Below are 17,774 nucleotides of genomic sequence, written 5' to 3'. Positions count from 1 at the left end.
CACCACCATCACCCCACCCCCGGCGAACCCGGGGCTCAGTTCAGGTGGAGCGGGCGCGGGTACGCAGGGCGCGGGGTGGGTTGGCGGCGAGCCGGAGGCGGGTGCCGGCATACCGCACGCCGCCGAACAGCACCCGCTGCCCCAGCGCCAGCCAGGAACAGGCGGCCCGTTCGAGCACCCAGAGCGGCGCGGCCAGAGCGGTCGCCGGTGGGAAGATCCGGGTGCCGCCCGCCCGACGCCGTCCCGCCTCGGCCAGCGCCACCGTGGCCGCCAGCGCGCCGAGGACCGGGCCGGGCCGACGCGCGCCGACGGCCGCGCCGACGGCCGGCAGCACCGCGAGGAAGACCGTCAGCCGCACCGGCTGGGCCAGGTCGTCGTACGCCTGCCGGACCCGTTGGCCGAGGAAGTGCCGGGCGGCCGGGGGCAGCCGGCGGACGTACAGCCCGGCCGGCGTCGCCTCGGTGCCGCCGTACGTCCGCACGGTGCGGATCAGCTCCAGGTTCTCGAAGAGCACGTCCGGGTCGTAGCCGCCCATCGCCAGGAACGTGCTCCGCCGCACGGCCAGGGTGCCCGGGTAGTCCGCGCCGAACGCCCGGTTGAGCAGGATCCGGCCGGTGTCCCAGTACGCGTGCCAGGGCATCGGGTCGAAGAAGTTCTGCGGCCGGACCAGGTCCACCCGGTCCAGCAGCCGGTGCACGGCGCGCAGTCCCGCGTCGTCGTACCGGACGTCGTCGTCGGCGATCACCACGTGCTCGTGCCCGGCCAGGCGGACGCCGGTGAGCACCCCGAGCACCTTTCCGTTCGCGCCGCGCAGCGCCGGATCGGGCGGGACGTGCCGCACCAGGCCACGCCAGAGCGCGGCGTGCCGGGCGAAGATCCCCGGTGGGGAACCGTCGACGACGGTCACCTCGACCCGCGCGGCGAGCCGCCGCAGGTACCCGGTCAGCTCGTCCAGCCCGGTGTCGTCGGACCAGCGCAGCGGCAGCACGTACGACAGGGGCAGCCGGGTGGCGGTTACCGCCCGACGCCGGGCCGGACCGGGCGGGGCGCTCACGTCTCCGCCCGCCGGTAGACCGAGACGTGCTGGCGACTCTCGTCGGTGAACGGCCGGGCGGCCCAGTCCGCCCAGCGGTGTTCCCGGCGCATGCCGGCCAGCTCCGCCATCAGGTCCAGTTCCGCCGGCCAGGCATAGCGGTGGTTGGCCGGCAGCAGACGGATCCCGGAGCTGGTGACCCGCAGCTTGGTCGTGGTCATGCGCTGTTCCGCCGGGTGCAGGACGGCCGCCTCCAGCAGCACCTCGTCCTCGGCCACCCGGACCGGTCGCAGGGCGGCGCCGGCCCGGAACGCGCCCGGATCGGGCACCCACGTCTCGACCACGAACCTCCCGCCGGGCCGCAGGTGCGCGGCGGCGTTACGGAAACAGGCGACCTGGGCGGCCTGGTCGGGCAGCGCGAAGATCGTGTTGAAGGCCAGCAGCACCAGCGCGAACTCGCCGGGCACCCGGACGGCGGAGAAGTCCCCGACGGCCACCTCGATCCGGTCGCCGTCGGGCTTCGCGCGCAGACCGGCGACCATCGCCGGGGAACCCTCGACGCCGGCCACGCTCAGCCCGCGCCGTACCAGGGGGAGGGCGAGCCGTCCGGTGCCGACGCCGAACTCGCAGACCGGGCCGTCCCCGGCGAGCGTGACCAGCCGGTCCACCGCGTCGTCGGCAGTGAGGTGGGCGTACGTCTCGTCGTAGACGTCCGCGACGTGCCGACCGTACTCGCTGGCGTCGAAGGACAACGGCACTCCCGGGCGACGGTGCCACCCGGTCGGGTACCGGTAGCGGCGGTGCGTCCGGGCGGTCGTCCGGACGACGGTGGGCGGTTGCCCGGGCAGGTGCCCGCAATCCGGGTCACCAAACGTGCACGGCCACGCTGGCACCGGCCGGATGCGGCGATCCCGCCGTCGGGTCGGCACCGGAGCGGCGGGCTCCGCACCCGACGGCGGGTCCAGCCGGTACGGCGTACGCCGGTCCAGCCGGTACGGCGCAGGCGGGTCGAGGCGGTACGGCGCCCCGGCTTCAGGCGGTACGGCGTACGCCGTCGAGCACGAACCGGCTCGCCGGCAGGGCCGGTATCCGGCGCAGGCTGAGCGTCAGGTCCTGGGTGGGCACGTCGTAGCGCATCGCCGAGGTCAGCAGGGTCACCGCCTGCTTCATCAGCTCGATGGTGAGCCACTCCCCGGCGCACCGGTGCCCGGTCCAGTGGTCCCCGCCGCCCTGCGGAACGAGCGAGTACGGATCGCCGGGCCAGTCGGCGAACCGCTCCGGCCGGAAGCGGCCCGGTTCCGGCCACAGCTCCGGGTGGTGGTTGGTGCCGTACAGGTCGAGCAGCACCCGCCGGCCACGCGGGAAGTGGTGGCCCCGCCAGTCGAAGGAACGGCGGACCCGGGCGGCGGCCACCGGGAAGAACGGGTAGAACCGGCGTACCTCCTGGACGAACTGCTCCGTCTCGGCCGCTCCGGCGCGGACCCGATCCCGCCACCGGGGGTGCTCGTGCAGGGCGAGCGCGGCGAACACCACGAACCGGTCGACCGCCACGGTCGGCCGCAGGATGTTGAGCAGGGCGTCCACGGCGATCCGCCGGGGGAGCAGCTCGTCCCGGGCGTCACGGTGCTCGGCGACGACCCGCAGCGCGCTGCCCTCGGGGGCGGGCAGCAGGCCGACCCGTTCCCGGTCCACGATCCCGGCGAGCCAGTGTTCGGAGCGGAGCCGGGCCCACCGTCCCCGCCAGTGCCGGGGGCCGAGGGCCGCCGGTGCCTCGATCATGCGGTGCAGGTCGCGGGTACGGCGGGCCACGTCACGGTCGGCGAGCGGCACCCCCGCCCAGGCGCAGACCGCCCGGGTGAGGAGTTGACCGACCTCGTCGTACAGGACCATCCGACCGGCCCGCTCCCAGGCCGGGATCCGGGCCCGCCACTCGTCGGCGAAGAGCTGTCCGAGCCGACGTACGGCGTCCGGGGTCAGCGCCGACATCAGCATCGCCTTGCGGTCCCGGTGGACCGTCCCGTCGAGTCCCTGCACGCCGCCGGAGCCGAACAGGGCGCGCTGTGTCCGCCTCGGCGCGGCGCCGGCCCGCTGGAACAGTTCCTCGTCGTAGAACAGTTCCGCGCCGGCCCGGCCACGTAGGCAGACGGTGCGGCGCAGCAGCAACCGGGTCTGGAAGACGTCGCTGCCCAACCGCTCGCAGCGGTCGGTGACGAACCGGTAGCCGTCCCGCAGGAGGGCCAGGGTGCTCTCCGGGCGGGGGTCGGTGGGCATGCGGGACAACTCGCCTCCGGCGCGGGCGCGGCGGGGCCGGCACGTCGGGCTGCCGGCCGGCCGGCGCGGGCCACCGGCCGGGCTGCGTCTACCCGGGGCGGCGCGGATGATTCCCGGCCCGGCGTGGTTCGGCGAGGCGTGGTTCGGCCCGGCGTGGTTCGGCGTGGTGTGGGCCAGTCACGGGCTCGTCCGCTGGCTCCTCCCCGTGGGACCGGGTCCTGCTTGGCTGGGAGGGCTGGCGACGGGGAGGGAACAGCATGAAGGACAACAGGTCGGTCCGGTGGCAGGTGGACGGGCGGCGGGACGGTCGACGGCTTCCGCTGCCGCCCCGCCTCTACACCGCGCACCTCCTCTTCGAGGCGGCGCACCTGACCGAGGCACGTGAGCGGGCCGTGGAGTACGCCGAGGCGCTGAGCCTGCTCCGTCCCGAGGTGGCGCTCGGCGGGGCCGCCTGCTCACCGGCCGGTGCCTGGCACCGGGCGGAGCCGCTGTTCTGTGGGGCGGTCGGCCCGGACGGGGAGCGCTGTGCCGACGTGGCCAACCATCCGGGCTTCCACCACGGCCCCGGCCTCGGCGGTCTCGGATGGGGCGACGGCGACGGTTGACCGGGGGAGGACCGGGTCGACGTGGGTGTCCGGGCTGCCGGACCCCACGTCGCCGGTCGTCGAGCGCCTGGTCGCGGCGGGTGTCAGTCCAGGTCGAACTCGCCGTCCTGCGCACCGGCGACGAAGGCGTCCCACTCGGCCTGGGTGAAGACCAGGACCGGGCCGTCCGGCTCGGCCGAGTTACGCATGCCGATCAGGTCGTCGACGAAGGCGACCTCGACCGCGCTGTCGGAGGTGTCCCCCTCGGCGCGCTGCCAGACGGCCCGCGACAGGTCGAAATCGCCCTTGGGGTGCTGACCCATTGTTGCTTCCTCCAGTGCCGGGAGTAATGGGAACGCTGTCCGTTCCCTCATCGGGCAGGATAAGCGGATGCCGAGCCTGAGCCGTGTAGAGGCGACTGCGCGTGGCGCGTTGATTACCGTCGAGTCCTATCAGGTGGACCTTGACCTGACCGGCGACGGTGACCGCTTCCACTCCCACGTCACCATCACCTTCCGGGCCACCCCCGGAGCGGAGACATTTGTCGAGGTGAAACCCGCCCGGTTGGTCGGGGTCCGCCTCAACGACCGAGATCTCGACCCGGGTCTGCTGGTCGACGACCGCGTGCCGCTGACCGGGCTGGCCGCCGTGAACACGCTGACCGTCGAGGCGGAGATGGCGTATTCGAACACCGGTGAGGGCATGCACCGGTTCGTCGACCCGGTCGACGGCGAGACCTATCTCTACGCCATGTCCTTCCTGGACGACGTGCAGCGCATCTTCGCCGCCTTCGACCAGCCCGACCTGAAAGCCCCGGTGACCCTCTCGGTCACCGCCCCACCGGAGTGGACGGTCGCCGCCAACGGGCCGCTCGCCGCCAACCCCCGGCCCGGACGCTGGGAGTTCGCCCCGACCGCGCCGCTGGCCACGTACTTCTTCAGCCTGATCGCCGGGCCGTACCACGTGCGGCGGACCGAGCACGACGGCATCCCGCTCGGCCTCTACTGCCGGCGTTCGCTCGCCGCACACCTGGACGCCGACGCCGAGGAGATCTTCACCGTCACCCGGCAGTGCTTCGACCGGTTCCACCAGCTCTTCGCCGAGCGCTACCCGTTCGAGAAGTACGACCAGGCGTTCGTTCCGGAGTTCAACGCCGGAGCCATGGAGAACCCGGGTCTGGTCACCATCCGCGACGACTACGTCTTCCGGTCGGCGGTCACCGACTCGCAGCGTGAGCTGCGCGCCACCACGATCGCCCACGAGATGGCCCACATGTGGTTCGGTGACCTGGTCACCATGCGCTGGTGGGACGACCTGTGGCTGAACGAGTCCTTCGCCGAGTACCTCGGCGTCCGGGTCACCGCCGAGGCCACCCGCTTCGACCAGGCGTGGACGCCCTTCGCGCTGCGGCGTAAGGCCTGGGGGTACGCCGCCGACCAGCGCCCCTCGACCCATCCGGTCGCCCCGGAGGAGGTCGCCGACGCCGCCGAGGGCCTGCTCAACTTCGACGGCATCTCGTACGCCAAGGGCGCCAGCGTGCTGCGGCAGCTCGTCGCCTGGCTCGGTGACGAGGCGTTCCTCGCCGGCCTGAACGCGCACTTCGCCGCGCACCGGTTCGGCAACGCCACCCTCGCCGACCTGCTGGCCAGCCTGAGCGCCGCCAGCGGGCGGGACCTCGACGGCTGGGCGGAGCACTGGCTGCGCCGGGCGCAGGTGAACACCCTGCGGGCCGAGGTGGGCCTGGACGCCGACGGCCGGTACACCGAGGTGGCGATCGTCCAGTCCGCCCCGGAGACCCACCCGGTGCTGCGTCCGCACCGCATCGGGGTCGGGCTCTACTCGGCCGACGGCACGGTCCGACGGCGCGAGGTCGACCTCGACCCGGACACCGACGGGGGCCGCACCGTCCTGCCCGAGCTGACCGGGCAACCGGCGGCCCGGCTGCTGCTGCCCAACGACGGTGACCTGACCTTCGCCAAGGTGCGCCTCGACCCGGCCTCGGCGGACGCCGTACCGCTGGTGCTGCCGGGTCTGGCCGACCCGCTGGCCCGGGCCCTGCTCTGGGGCGAGTCGCTGCACGCGGCGATCGACGGGGAACGGCCGGTGGGCGCCGTGGTCGAGCTGATCGCGGCGGCGCTCCCCGCCGAGACCGAGGTGATCATCGTCGAGGACGTGCTGGCGCTGATCCGGCCGCTGATCGACCGGTACCTCGAACCAGCGGCCCGGGACGCCGCCCTGGCCGAGGTCGCCGGGGCCTGCCGGCTGCTGCTGGCCGCCGCGCCGGCTGGTGGTTCGCTCCAACTCGCCGCGGCCCAGGGACTGATCGCGTCCAGCACCGACACCGCGCTGCTCGGCGGCTGGCTGGCCGGTTCCGGGGTGCCGGAGGGGCTGACCGTAGACGCCGACCTGCGCTGGTCGCTGCTGCGCCGGCTGGTGGTACTCGGGGCGGCCGGCGAGGCGGAGATCGCCGCCGAGGTGGTCGCCGACCCGAGCGCGACCGGTGCGGTGGAAGCGGCCGGATGCCGGGCCGCGCTGCCCGACCCGGAGGCGAAGCGGCGGGCCTGGGAGGTCGTCACCCGGGACACCGATCTGTCCAACCGGCTGGTCGAGGCGGCAGCCGAGGGCTTCTGGCAGCCCGAGCAGGCCGAGCTGACCGACCCGTACGTGGCGCGGTACTTCGCCGAGATGCCGGCGGCGGCGACGCTGCGTACCCCGTGGGTGGCCGAGCACGTCGCGAAGCTGGCCTACCCCCGCTACGCCGTGGCGCCGTCGACCCGGGAGTCGGCCGCGGCGCTGCTGGCCCGCGCGGACCTCACGCCCGACCTGCGCCGGGTCGTCGTCGACGCCGACGACGACCTGCGGCGGGCCCTGGTCGCCCGGACGGCCCGCGCCGTGGCGGCGTAACCCCGACCCTCCGACCGCCGCCGGCGCCGTGACGGTGCCGGCGGCGGTCGGGCCCGGGGGCCGGAGCGTTGTGACCGCTGCCGCACCCGAGGGAGCAGGGCAGGTCAGCCGCGTCCCGGCGGGCATACGATCACCGGATGGAGGAAGACATCCGGCGGATCGGGATCATGGGGGGCACCTTCGACCCGATCCACCACGGCCACCTCGTGGCGGCCAGCGAGGTCGCCGACCGGTTCGGGCTGGACGAGGTGGTCTTCGTCCCCACCGGGCAGCCGTGGCAGAAGGCCGACGAGGCGGTCAGCCCGGCCGAGGACCGCTACCTGATGACGGTGGTCGCCACCGCCTCCAACCCGCGCTTCCAGGTCAGCCGGGTCGACATCGACCGGGGCGGCCCCACCTACACCGTCGACACCCTGCGTGACCTGCACGCCGAGTACGGCCCGAAGGTGCAGCTCTACTTCATCACCGGCGCGGACGCGCTGGCCCGGATCCTCTCCTGGAAGGACCTGGACGAGATCTTCGAGCTGGCCCACTTCATCGCGGTCACCCGGCCGGGGTTCGAACTCTCCGACGCGCACCTGCCCGCCGACACGGTGAGCCTGGTGCAGGTGCCCGCGATGGCGATCTCGTCGACCGACTGCCGGGCGCGGGTGGCCCGCGGCGAACCGGTGTGGTACCTGGTCCCTGACGGTGTGGTGCAGTACATCGCCAAGCGGGGGCTCTACCAGGGCCGGCAGCCGTCTGGTTCGTCCCGAGAAGTCCGCTAGTCGACCGGAACTCACGCGTCACTCCCGCGCCACGTGTGAGACGCTAGGAGAATCGCACGGTTGATCGAAGGAGAACGGTGACAGTTTCCGACCGCGCCCACGAGCTGGCGACCGCGGCCGCCCAGGCCGCAGCCGACAAGAAGGCGCAGGACATCGTCATCATCGACGTGGGCGACCAGCTCGCCATCACCGACGCCTTCCTGCTCGCCTCCGCCCCGAACGAGCGTCAGGTGCTCGCCATCGTGGACGCGATCGAGGAACGCCTGCTGGAGCTGCCGGAGAAGGCGAAGCCGGTCCGGCGGGAGGGCGAGCGGGGCGGCCGCTGGGTGCTGCTCGACTACGTCGACGTCGTGGTCCACGTCCAGCACACCGAGGAGCGCGAGTTCTACGCCCTCGACCGGCTCTGGAAGGACTGCCCGACCATCCCGTTCGTCGACCGGGACCTGGTCGAGGCCGACGCCACCGCCGGGTCCGCGGCTCCTGCCGAATGACCCGGCTGATCGTCTGGCGGCACGGCAACACGGACTGGAACAACGCCCGGCGGGTGCAGGGGCAGACCGACGTGCCCCTCAACGAGCGGGGTCGCGAGCAGGCCCTGGCCGCCGCGCCGCTGCTCGCCGCGCTCCGCCCGGACGCCATCGTCGCGAGCGACCTGAGCCGCGCGGCGGACACCGCCGCCGCGCTGGCCGCGCTCACCGGCCTGCCGGTCCGCACCGACCCGCGACTGCGTGAACGCTACTTCGGGCAGTGGCAGGGGCTGCTGCTCGACGAGGTGATCGAACGTTTCCCCGCCGAGTACGCCCGCTGGCGGGCCGGTGACCCCGATCCGGGCGCCGGGTTGGAGAGCCTCGACGACCTCGGCAAGCGGGTCGGCAGCGGATTCCAGGCCGCCGTCGACGCCGTACCCGGTGGCACGGTGGTCGTCGCCACTCACGGCGGTGGGGCCCGGCAGGGCTGCGGCCACCTGCTCGGCTGGGGCCACGACGTGCTGGCCACCGTCCTCTCCCTGGCCAACTGCCACTGGACCGAGCTGCGCCACGACGAGGTTCGGGGCTGGCAGCTGCGGGCCCACAACGTCGGGGCGCCTACCGTCGGTGTTCCCGCCGGGGCCGGCGGCTCCGGGCCGGGCGTCCCGGCGTCCACCGAAGCGGTCTGACCCGTACCGTCGCCCGGGCCGGACCGCCCGGGCCGATGGTAGGCCGACGACCCGGTCCCCGGCGGTGGGGCCGGCGGGACCGGTCGGGCCGGCGCGACGCCTACGCAACCGGTCCGGCCGGTGTGATGCCGGCGGGACCGGTCGGGCCGGCGCGAGGTCGGCGACCCGCCCCGACTTCGACTAGCGTGCGGGCATGCCCGTCGCGGTCGTCACCGACTCCACCGCCTACCTGCCACCCGAACTGGTGCGCACGCACCGGCTGACGGTGGTGCCGCTGACCGTCGTGCTCAACGGCGCGGAGGGCCTGGAAGGGGTCGAGACCCGCCCCGACGACGCCACCCGGGCGCTCGGTGCGCGCCGGGTGTCGGTGAGCACCTCCCGGCCGGCTCCCGAGCAGTTCGGGCGCACGTACCGCCGGCTGCTGGACGAGGGGGCCGACGGGGTGGTCTCCGTGCACCTCTCCGCCGAACTCTCCGGCACCGTCGAGGGGGCCCGCGCCGCCGCCGCCGAACTCGACGGCCGGGTCGCTGTCGTGGACAGCCGGTCCGCCGGGATGGGCATCGGGTTCCCGGTGCTCGCCGCCGTCCGGGCCGCCGAGGAGGGCGCCGACCTCGCCGGGGTACGCGACGCGGCGCTCGCCGCGGTGGACCGCACCCGCGTTTTGTTCTACGTCGACACGTTGGAGTTCCTCCGCCGGGGCGGCCGGATCAACGCCGCCGAGGCGCTGCTCGGCACGGCGCTCTCGGTCAAGCCGATCATGCACATGGTCGACGGGGCGATCGTGCTGCGGGACAAGGTCCGTACCGCCAGCCGGGGGGTGGCCCGCCTGGTGGACCTCGCCGTCGAGGCGGCCGGTGACGCCCAGGTGGATCTCGCCGTGCACCACCTGGCCGCCCCGCAACGGGCCGAGCAACTGCTCGACGCGTTGCGTGACCGCCTCGGCGAGCGGCTGCACGACACGTACCTCACCGAGGCGGGAGCGGTGGTCGCCGCCCACGCCGGACCGGGACTGGCGTCGGTGGTGGTGCACCGGCGGTCGTAGGCGGGCGGCCCGGAACAGCCTGCTCCGGTCGGGGGCCGCCGCCCGTCGACCCCGACCGCTAGCACACCCGGGCATGATCAGGGCGTTGTCCACAGGTGGCTCGTCCGTCCACAGGTGACCCGGCGCGGGCCACGTCCCCGGGGTCCGCCGGCCTACCGTCGCGCCGTGTCCGACGACCAGGAGACCGAGGCGGGCCGGCGGCTGCGGCGACTGCTTCCCGTGCGCAGCGACCGGGTGACCGGGCCGTCCGTCGCACCGGCCCGACCGTCCCGCCCGTCCCCGGGTGTCGACCGTCCGTCCCTACGGGACGCCGGCCCGCCCCCGGAGGAGAGCAGCGGGCCGGAACCGTCCCGGTCGGCGTCAGCCGACCGTCCCGCGTCGACAGCGGACGTGGCGACGCCGGCACTGCCCGGTCCGGGCGCCTTCGACCCGGGGCGGCGGGGTGTCCGGGCGCTCGCCGTGGTCGCGGCCCTGGTGGTGCTCGGGGCCGGATTCTGGGCCTGGCGGTCCCGGCCGCAGGTGGAGCCGGTGGCGGCGCCGACCGCGTCGGTCGGGTCGCCCGTCGACGCCGCCACCGAGCCGCCGTCGGGCAGCGGCGCGGCCGAGCTGGTGGTGGCGGTCGCCGGCCGGGTACGCCGTCCCGGGCTGGTCCGGCTGCCCGCCGGTGCCCGGGTCGCCGATGCGATCGAGGCGGCCGGCGGCGCGCAGCCGGGCGTGGACGTCGCCCTGCTCAACCCGGCCCGCAAGGTCACCGACGGCGAGCTGATCGTCGTCGGGGTGACCCCTCCGCCGGGTGCCGGTCCGCCCACGGCCGGAGCGGCACCCGGCGCGGCCGGGCCGGCGGCCGGGAAGGTCAACCTGAACACGGCCACCGTGGCGCAGCTCGACACGCTGCCCGGGGTCGGTCCGGTGCTCGCCCAACGGATCGTCGACCACCGCGACCAGCAGGGCGGCTTCCGGTCGGTGGGCGACCTGCGCCAGGTCGAGGGCATCGGGGACGCCCGTTACGAGCAACTCAAGGACCTGGTGACGGTGTGACCCGCCCCGGCACCGCACCCGGCCCGACGCACCCGGCCGGCGATCCGGCCCCGGACCTGCGGCTGGCCGGGCTCGCCGTGGCGGCCTGGCTGACCGCTCTCGCCGGACTGCACCTCTCCGCCCCGGTCGGTGCGCTGCTGGCCACGGTCGCCGCCGTCCTCGCCGGCGTGCTCGCCGTCCACATGGTCGGCTGGCTCGGACGACCACGCGAACCCGTCCGGCGGTACGGGTGGATCGCCGTCGCCGTGCTGCTCGGCGTGGTCTGCGGCGGCGCGGCCACCAGCGCCCGGTTGACCGCCCGGGACGCGGCCGTCATCCGTGCCCTGACCCACACCCGTGCCCCGGTCACCGCGCACCTGGTCGTCCGGGACGATCCGCGTCCCGTCCGGGGCGCGGCCGGTCGACCGGCCATGCTGCTGGTCCCGGCCGACCTGGTCACCGTGACCGGGCCGGACGGCCGACGGGTCGACGCCCCGGTCCGGCTCCTGGTGCTCGCCACCGACCCGGCCTGGCGTCCGCTCCTGCCCGGCCAGCGGCTGACCGCCGAGGGGCGGCTCGCCGAGCCGCGTGGCGGCGACCTGACCGGCGCGGTGCTCACCGCCAGCGGCCCACCGACGCCGCGCGGTGAGCCCAGCCGGGCGCAGCGGGTCGCCGGCACCCTCCGCGCCGGGCTGCAACGAGCCTGTGCCCCGCTGCCGGACGACCCGGGTGGGCTGCTGCCCGGTCTGGTGGTCGGCGACACCAGCCGGCTGCCACCGGCCGTGGAGGAGGACTTCCAAGCCACCGGCATGACCCACCTGAACGCCGTCTCCGGTTCCAACGTCGCGATCGTGGTGGGCGCGGTGCTGCTGCTCGCCCGCTGGGCGCGGGCCGGCCCCCGGCTGGCCGTCGTGCTCTGCGGGCTCGCCCTGGTCGGGTTCGTCATCCTGGTCCGCCCGTCCCCGAGCGTCGTGCGGGCGGCCACCATGGGCGCGATCGGACTGGCCGCGCTCGCCGCCGGACGGTCCCGGGCCGCGCTGCCCGCCCTGGCCGCCGCGGTGACCGTGCTCGTGCTGGTCGACCCGGAGCTGGCCGGTGACCCCGGGTTCGCGCTCTCCGTGCTGGCCACCGCCGGGCTGCTGCTGCTCGCCCCACGGTGGCGTGACGGACTGCGCCGACGCGGCGTACCGGCTGGCCTGGCCGAGGCGCTCGCCGTGCCGGCCGCCGCGCAGCTCGCCTGCGGCCCGGTGGTCGCCGGGCTCTCCGGCACGGTCAGCCTGGTGGCGGTCCCGGCGAACCTGCTCGCGGTGCCGGCGATCGCGCCGGCCACGGTGCTCGGCGTGGTGGCCGCGGTGCTCTCCCCGGTCTGGCCGGCCGCCGCCGAGTTCGTCGCCTGGCTGGCGAGCTGGCCGGCGTGGTGGCTGGTCAGCGTCGCCCGGTACGGCGCGCGGTTGCCGGCGGGCGCGCTGCCCTGGCCGGGCGGGGTGGCCGGAGGGCTGCTGCTGGCGGCGCTGACCGTCGCGTTGCTGGTGGCCGCCCGGCGGGCGGTGGTCCGGCGGGCGGTCGCCGTGGTGGGGGTCGCCGCCGTGCTGGGCGCGTTACCGGTGCGCCTGGTGGCGAGCGGGTGGCCGCCGGCGGGCTGGGTGGTGGCGGTGTGCGCGGTCGGCCAGGGTGACCTGGTCGTCCTCCCGGTGGCGCCGGGCCGGGCCGTGGTGGTGGACGCCGGCCCCGACCCGGCCGCCGCCGACGGCTGCCTTCGCCGGCTGGGCGTCCGGCAGGTGTCGCTGCTCGTGGTCAGCCATTTCCACGCCGACCACACCGCCGGCGTCGACGGGGTGTTCCGGTCGCGACGGGTGTCGGCGGTGGCCACCCCACGGTGGCCGGAGCCGGCCGCCGGGCGGGACCTCGTCCGGGCGGCGGCGACGGTGGGCAGGGCACCGGTGACGCCGGTCGGTGCCGGGTGGACGTTCCGTGACGGCCGGGTGGCGCTGGACCTGCTCGGTCCGCCGTACCCGATCCGGGGCACCCGGTCCGACCCGAACAACAACTCGGTGGTGCTGCTCGCCCGGGTGGACGGGGTGCGGATCCTGCTCGCCGGCGACGCCGAGACCGAGGAGCAGCGGGCGATGCTGGACCGGGCACCGTCCGGAAAGCTCCGGGTCGACGTGCTGAAGGTGGCCCACCACGGTTCCGCCTACCAGGACCCGGCCTTTCTCGACGCGACCCGTCCGGCGGTGGCGCTGGTGCCGGTCGGCGTCGACAACGACTACGGGCACCCGAACCCGGCCGTGTTGTCCCGGCTGGCCCGGGGCGGTGCCCGGGTGCTGCGGACCGACACCGAGGGGGACCTGGCGGTGGTGACCGTCGACGGACGGCTGGCGGTGGTGGCCCGGGGAGTGGAGCCCGGCCGCCGTCGGTAGGGGAGTCTCCGACGGTCGTCACCGAGGCCAGGCAGTATTGCTCAGAAAAGGGGCGGATTGAGTTATATGTCTGGATTTGCGCTGAGTGCGGGCTCTGCCGTCGCGGCGACGGCGAGCAGGCACGATGTGCTTCCGGAGCGTGCGAATATGGGCGGCGTGACCCCCGCCAGCCTCGCTCCCATTCTGCTCGTCCTCGGCGACGAGGAACTGCTCGCCACGCGCGCCGTTTCCCAGGCCGTCGCCGAGACCCGTGCCGTCGACCCCGACGTGGACGTCCGGGAGTACCAGGCCGGCAGCCTCACCGTCGGCGAGATCGCCGAGATGCTCAGCCCGTCCCTCTTCGGTGGGCGGCGGGTGTTGATCCTCCGCGCCGGCCAGGACGCCCGTAAGGACCTGGTGGCCGCGCTGCTGGCGTACGCGAAGGATCCGGACCCGGAGGTCTGCCTGGTCGTGCTGCACGTGGGCGGAGCCAAGGGGAAGGCGTTCGCCGACGGGCTGCGGGCCGCAGGGGCCACGGTCGTCCCGGCGGCGAAGCTGAAGGGCGACCGGGAACGGGTGGCCTTCGTCCGCGACGAGATCCGGCGCGCCGGGGGCAGGTGCACCGACGACGCCGCCCACGCGTTGCTCGCCGCCGTCGGCAACGACCTGCGTGAGCTGGCGGCGGCCTGCTCCCAGCTCATGGCCGACACCGACGGACGGATCGACGCCGACACGGTGGCCCGCTACTACCGGGGTCGGGCCGAGGTGAGCGGCTTCACCGTGGCCGACGCCGCGATGGTCGGTGACGTGCCCGCCGCCCTGGAGGCCCTGCGCTGGGCCCTGCACGTCGGCGTCGACCCGGTCCCGATCGCCGACGCGCTCGCCGACGGGGTGCGGACGGTGGCCCGGGTCGCCTCGGCCGGTCGCGGCGACCCGTACCAGCTCGCCAGCACCCTCGGCATGCCCGCCTGGAAGATCAGGACCGCCCAGCAGCGGGCCCGGGGCTGGACGCCGGAGGGGCTGGTACGCGCGATGCAGGTGGCCGCCGAGTGCAACGCGGCGGTCAAGGGCGGTGCGGACGACCGGGCGTACGCGCTGGAGCGGGCGGTCTTCTCGGTGGCGGCGGCCCGGCAGGGCAGTACCCGGTGACCCGGCCGACGCGGACCGGATGGGCGACCCTCGCGGCGGACGAGGAGCGGTACCGTCCGCTGTACGCGCGGGTCCTCGGGCTGCGGTTCGTCAACCCCGGCGGGGTGCTCTGCTTCCTCTTCTTCGAGGGCGCGGTGGCGCTGGCCGCCCTGCTCGCCCTTGCCGAGCTGGTCAGTTGGTGGGCGGTGCTGCTGTTACCGGCCGCCGTCGCGGTGATGGTCAAGCTGAACGACATCGTGGCGGCCTCGGTGGTCCGCACCGCCGCTCTCGTTCCCGAGCAGGAGCGGGACCGGTTCCGCCGCCAGATCGAACCGGCGGTGGGACGGGCGCCGGTGCCCGCCCGCGCGGCGGACCGTCGGGGCAGGACCGCGGCCGGACACCCCGTCGACCCGGTCACCGGCCGGGCATCCTGGATCCCCGCGGAGGTGGTGTCGGTCCACCGCCCCGAGCCGAGAGTCCCGGGCGCCGGCCGGAAGAAGGTCGATTCGCGCCGGCCGGCGATCGAACCCGACCGGTGGCACGCGGAGCCGGACAACCGCCCGGCCCGACCCTGAGCCGGCACAGCCGGTCGGGACGGCACCGGGCACCCGGGGCCACCGCGATGGAGAAGCAGGTGGGCGTACCCGGGAAAGCCGAAACCCCCGGGGCCGTTCGGCCCGGGGGTTTCCGGTCAGATCGACGCGCGCCGGATCAGGCGGAGAGGGAGTGCACGCGCTGGGCGATCGCGGACTTGCGGTTCGCGGCCTGGTTGGCGTGGATCACACCCTTGCTGGCGGCCTTGTCCAGCTTGCGGGAGGCGTCCCGCATGAGCACGGTGGCCTTCTCGGTGTCGCCGGCCGCAACGGCCTCGTGGAACTTGCGGATGGCGGTCTTCAGCGACGACTTGACCGACTTGTTACGCAGCCGGCGCTTCTCGTTCTGCCGGTTGCGCTTGATCTGGGACTTGATGTTCGCCACGCGACAGCCTCGTCTTATAACTCGGGTTTCGGTCTGCTTCTGCGCGCGACGAGCATGCGTCATCGCTGCGCGAAAAGCCAGGCTACCAGGTCCGCCGGGACGCGCCAAAACGGGCGGCGATCCCACCCGTCGACCCCGGACCGGCGCCCGTTGCGCTGCGCGGTCGCCGCGCTGGTCGGCGCGGGGTCAGCGGGCGGACCGGGGCCAGCCGCGCCGGTCGGCGAGCCAGTCGAGGGCGAGACCGCCGCTGAAGAGGCGGTGCGCCCGGATGTGCGGCGAGGCGGTGCCCGGCGCCGCGTTGGCGCCGGTGAGGTAGTAGCCGGACAGGGCCGCCAGGGTGGCGTCCAGCGCGTCCGACGGTGCCCCGGCCGTCACCGGGTGGTCGGCGAAGAGGGCGTCGGCGTCCAGGCCGCTGCCGTACGCGGTGAGCAGCAGCCCGGCCAGGTCGAACCAGGCCGGCCCCTGGCAGAGCCAGGTCCAGTCGCAGAACCACGCCCGGCCGGACCGGTCGATCAGCACGTTGTCCAGGCGGAGGTCGCCATGGGCCAGGCCGCCGGTCAGGGCGTACCCGGGCAGCAGCGACTCCAGCCGGACCAGCTCGGGCAGGACCTCCTCCCAACCACCGGCGACGGGGCAGGGCCCCGGCCGGGGCTCCCGCCCGGTGGCCACCTCCCGCCACCAGGTGAGGTCCTCGTAGGCCAGGTCGGCGAGGCGGGGCAGGCCCACCGCGACCAGGTCGGCCGGGGGCGCGGCGAGCGCGGCGGCGACCTCCGCGTACCCCGCCAGGGTGGCGGTGAGGTCGGCGGCGGACCAGGGCAACTCCGGCACCCGTCCGTCCACGGCGGTCAGCCCCAGCGCGAACCAGCCGGCCGCGTCGAGGGTCCACCGGGGCCGGGGCACCGGCAGCCCGGCCGGGAGCCGGTCGAGGAGGGCGGCCTCCCGGGCGTACCAGGTGACCAGGTGGGGCTGGTCGGCCGTGGACGCCGCCTTGACGAAGACCCGCCCGCCGTCGGCGGTCTCCAGCACCCCGGCGAAGCCCCGGGTGAAGCCGGACGACGCGACCCGGACCGACCGCACCGGCGCGCCGAGCCGCGCGGCCACCGCGCCGCGCAGCCCGGCCGGCAGGTCCGCCCAGGACGGACGTTCGGCGGTGACCTCGTACGACACCGGGGGCAGCGAGACCGCGCACATGGCGTCCATGGTGCCGCGCGATCGTGTCGTACCGCACCCGCACACTGCCCCGGTGCTGGATGTCGACGACTTCTGGACCCTGGTCGAGGGTTCCGCCACGGTCACCGGGCAGCCCGACGAACGGCTGGCCCGGCTCACCGACCGGCTCGCCGGGCGCACCCCCGCCGAGGTGGTGGACTTCGCCCTCCGGCTGGACGAGGTCCGCCGCCGGGCCGACACCTGGCGGCTCTGGGCCGCCGCGTCGCGGATCTGCGACGGGCACTGCTCCGACGACGGGTTCCACTACTTCCAGGTCTGGCTCGTCGGGCTCGGCCGGGAGACCTTCGACCGGGTGGTCGCCGACCCGGACACGCTCGCCGACGTGCCGCAGGTGCGCCGCCTCGCCGGCCGGTCGCTGCGGGACTGGGCCGACGACGAGTGGCCGGACTGGGAGGGCCTGGACTACGTGGCCGGCGAGGCGTACGAGCGGATCACCGGCGTCGACGAGGGGCTGGACGAGGCGATCGAGGCACGCGGCCACGAGCGCAGCTTCTCCCCGGACCCGCAGGACGAGCAGGACGCCCCGCGTGACCCGGCCGAGTTCGCCCGCCGGTACCCCCGGCTCGCCGAGCTGTTCCCGGCGACCGGCCGGTGAGGGCGCGGCTCTGTCAGACTGCCACTCCATGAGGACCGACGACTTCTGGCAGCTGATCGACCGGGCCCGGGCGGGCGCCGGGGAACCCGGGGCGGTCGCCGCGCGGGCGGTCGCGCTGCTCGCCGAGCGGACTCCGGAGGAGATCGTCGGGTACGCGCACCACCAGCGGCGGGTGCTGGCCGCCTCGTACCGGGTCGACCTCTGGGGGGCCGCCTACCTGATCAACGGCGGAGCCTCGGACGACGGGTTCGAGTACTTCCGGGGCTGGCTGATGACCCAGGGCCGGGCGGTGTTCGCCCGGGCGGTCACCGACCCGGACTCGCTGGCCGAACTACCCGGGGTACGGGCCGCCGCGCTCAGCGGCGAGGAGTTCGAGTGCGAGGACATGCTGGCGGTGCCGTGGGACGCGTACCGGAAGGCCACCGCGACGGACCTGCCGGCGGACCGGGACCCGGTCGCCCAGCCCGACCTGAACGACTTCTGGGACTTCGACGACGAGGAGGAGGCGCGGCGACGGCTGCCCCGGCTGGCCGCCCTCTTCACGGAGCCTCCCGCCGAGTGACCTCCCGCCCTCGCTCGCCCGTGCCGCCGCCGGCGGCTGAGGTGGTAGCAGGGGACCCCTGTTCATCAGAAAGCGGTAACAGGGGACCCCTGCTATCACGCGTGCCGC

18 protein-coding genes are annotated in these 17,774 nt (G+C 75.1%); 12 read left to right on the top strand and 6 right to left on the bottom strand.

The window, feature by feature from the left end; translation table 11 throughout:
- Positions 1–40 precede the first annotated feature (40 nt).
- From QSK20_RS03950 to QSK20_RS03940, 3 genes are all read right to left on the bottom strand, one after another.
- Complete coding sequence (locus QSK20_RS03950) at positions 41–1,054, bottom strand: glycosyltransferase family 2 protein (protein WP_285787141.1); 1,014 nt, start codon at positions 1,052–1,054, stop codon at positions 41–43.
- Positions 1,051–1,791 carry a class I SAM-dependent DNA methyltransferase gene (locus QSK20_RS03945; RefSeq protein ID WP_285787140.1) on the bottom strand — a complete coding sequence of 247 codons (741 nt, stop codon included), beginning with the start codon at positions 1,789–1,791 and terminating at the stop codon, positions 1,051–1,053. The genes QSK20_RS03950 and QSK20_RS03945 overlap by 4 nt, the downstream gene beginning before the upstream one ends.
- 274 nt (positions 1,792–2,065) lie before the next feature.
- Positions 2,066–3,304, bottom strand: a complete 1,239-nt coding sequence (locus QSK20_RS03940) for a cytochrome P450 (RefSeq protein WP_285787139.1) — start codon at positions 3,302–3,304, stop codon at positions 2,066–2,068.
- Positions 3,305–3,561: 257 nt separating this feature from the next.
- Here QSK20_RS03940 and QSK20_RS03935 point away from each other — a divergent pair, with 257 nt between their 5' ends.
- A complete protein-coding gene (locus tag QSK20_RS03935) occupies positions 3,562–3,909 on the top strand; it encodes a hypothetical protein (protein ID WP_285787138.1) in 348 nt (115 codons plus the stop codon).
- 83 nt (positions 3,910–3,992) lie between these two features.
- Here QSK20_RS03935 and QSK20_RS03930 read toward each other — a convergent pair whose 3' ends face one another.
- Entirely contained in the window at positions 3,993–4,211 is a 219-nt protein-coding gene (locus tag QSK20_RS03930; RefSeq protein ID WP_067312494.1) for a DUF397 domain-containing protein, read from the bottom strand.
- A gap of 67 nt (positions 4,212–4,278) precedes the next feature.
- Here QSK20_RS03930 and pepN point away from each other — a divergent pair, with 67 nt between their 5' ends.
- The 9 genes from pepN (at position 4,279) to QSK20_RS03885 (ending at position 14,876) form a co-directional block, all read left to right on the top strand.
- Entirely contained in the window at positions 4,279–6,792 is a 2,514-nt protein-coding gene (pepN, locus tag QSK20_RS03925) for an aminopeptidase N (RefSeq protein WP_285787137.1), read from the top strand.
- 137 nt (positions 6,793–6,929) lie between these two features.
- Positions 6,930–7,559: a nicotinate-nucleotide adenylyltransferase gene (nadD, locus tag QSK20_RS03920; protein WP_285787136.1), complete on the top strand. Its 630-nt coding sequence runs from the start codon at positions 6,930–6,932 to the stop codon at positions 7,557–7,559.
- 77 nt (positions 7,560–7,636) lie between these two features.
- Positions 7,637–8,050: a ribosome silencing factor gene (gene rsfS / locus QSK20_RS03915; protein ID WP_285787135.1), complete on the top strand. Its 414-nt coding sequence runs from the start codon at positions 7,637–7,639 to the stop codon at positions 8,048–8,050.
- On the top strand, positions 8,047–8,715 hold the full coding sequence (locus QSK20_RS03910) for a histidine phosphatase family protein (protein WP_285787134.1): 669 nt from the start codon (positions 8,047–8,049) through the stop codon (positions 8,713–8,715). Before rsfS ends, QSK20_RS03910 begins: the two co-directional genes overlap by 4 nt.
- A 193-nt stretch (positions 8,716–8,908) precedes the next feature.
- Positions 8,909–9,757: a DegV family protein gene (locus QSK20_RS03905; protein WP_285787133.1), complete on the top strand. Its 849-nt coding sequence runs from the start codon at positions 8,909–8,911 to the stop codon at positions 9,755–9,757.
- Positions 9,758–9,922: 165 nt separating this feature from the next.
- Positions 9,923–10,795 carry a ComEA family DNA-binding protein gene (locus QSK20_RS03900; protein ID WP_285787132.1) on the top strand — a complete coding sequence of 291 codons (873 nt, stop codon included), beginning with the start codon at positions 9,923–9,925 and terminating at the stop codon, positions 10,793–10,795.
- A complete protein-coding gene (locus QSK20_RS03895; protein ID WP_285787131.1) occupies positions 10,792–13,194 on the top strand; it encodes a ComEC/Rec2 family competence protein in 2,403 nt (800 codons plus the stop codon). Before QSK20_RS03900 ends, QSK20_RS03895 begins: the two co-directional genes overlap by 4 nt.
- Before the next feature lie 147 nt (positions 13,195–13,341).
- Positions 13,342–14,322, top strand: a complete 981-nt coding sequence (gene holA, locus QSK20_RS03890; RefSeq protein WP_285787130.1) for a DNA polymerase III subunit delta — start codon at positions 13,342–13,344, stop codon at positions 14,320–14,322.
- Positions 14,319–14,876, top strand: a complete 558-nt coding sequence (locus QSK20_RS03885; RefSeq protein WP_285787129.1) for a hypothetical protein — start codon at positions 14,319–14,321, stop codon at positions 14,874–14,876. The genes holA and QSK20_RS03885 overlap by 4 nt, the downstream gene beginning before the upstream one ends.
- A gap of 136 nt (positions 14,877–15,012) precedes the next feature.
- Here QSK20_RS03885 and rpsT read toward each other — a convergent pair whose 3' ends face one another.
- Positions 15,013–15,279 carry a 30S ribosomal protein S20 gene (gene rpsT / locus QSK20_RS03880; protein ID WP_285787128.1) on the bottom strand — a complete coding sequence of 89 codons (267 nt, stop codon included), beginning with the start codon at positions 15,277–15,279 and terminating at the stop codon, positions 15,013–15,015.
- A gap of 186 nt (positions 15,280–15,465) precedes the next feature.
- Complete coding sequence (locus QSK20_RS03875) at positions 15,466–16,470, bottom strand: phosphotransferase (RefSeq protein ID WP_285787127.1); 1,005 nt, start codon at positions 16,468–16,470, stop codon at positions 15,466–15,468.
- Positions 16,471–16,522: 52 nt separating this feature from the next.
- On the opposite strand from QSK20_RS03875, the gene QSK20_RS03870 reads away from it, so the two are divergent.
- Both QSK20_RS03870 and QSK20_RS03865 read left to right on the top strand, forming a co-directional pair.
- Entirely contained in the window at positions 16,523–17,104 is a 582-nt protein-coding gene (locus QSK20_RS03870; RefSeq protein WP_285787126.1) for a DUF4240 domain-containing protein, read from the top strand.
- Between the two features lie 28 nt (positions 17,105–17,132).
- Entirely contained in the window at positions 17,133–17,666 is a 534-nt protein-coding gene (locus QSK20_RS03865; RefSeq protein WP_285787125.1) for a DUF4240 domain-containing protein, read from the top strand.
- Positions 17,667–17,774: the final 108 nt, after the last annotated feature.

It is taken from the genome of Micromonospora sp. NBRC 101691, from assembly GCF_030269285.1.
Classification (GTDB): domain Bacteria; phylum Actinomycetota; class Actinomycetes; order Mycobacteriales; family Micromonosporaceae; genus Micromonospora; species Micromonospora echinospora.
The sequence above is the reverse complement of the archived record's forward strand: the minus strand, read 5'-3'. Positions and strand labels throughout refer to the sequence as shown.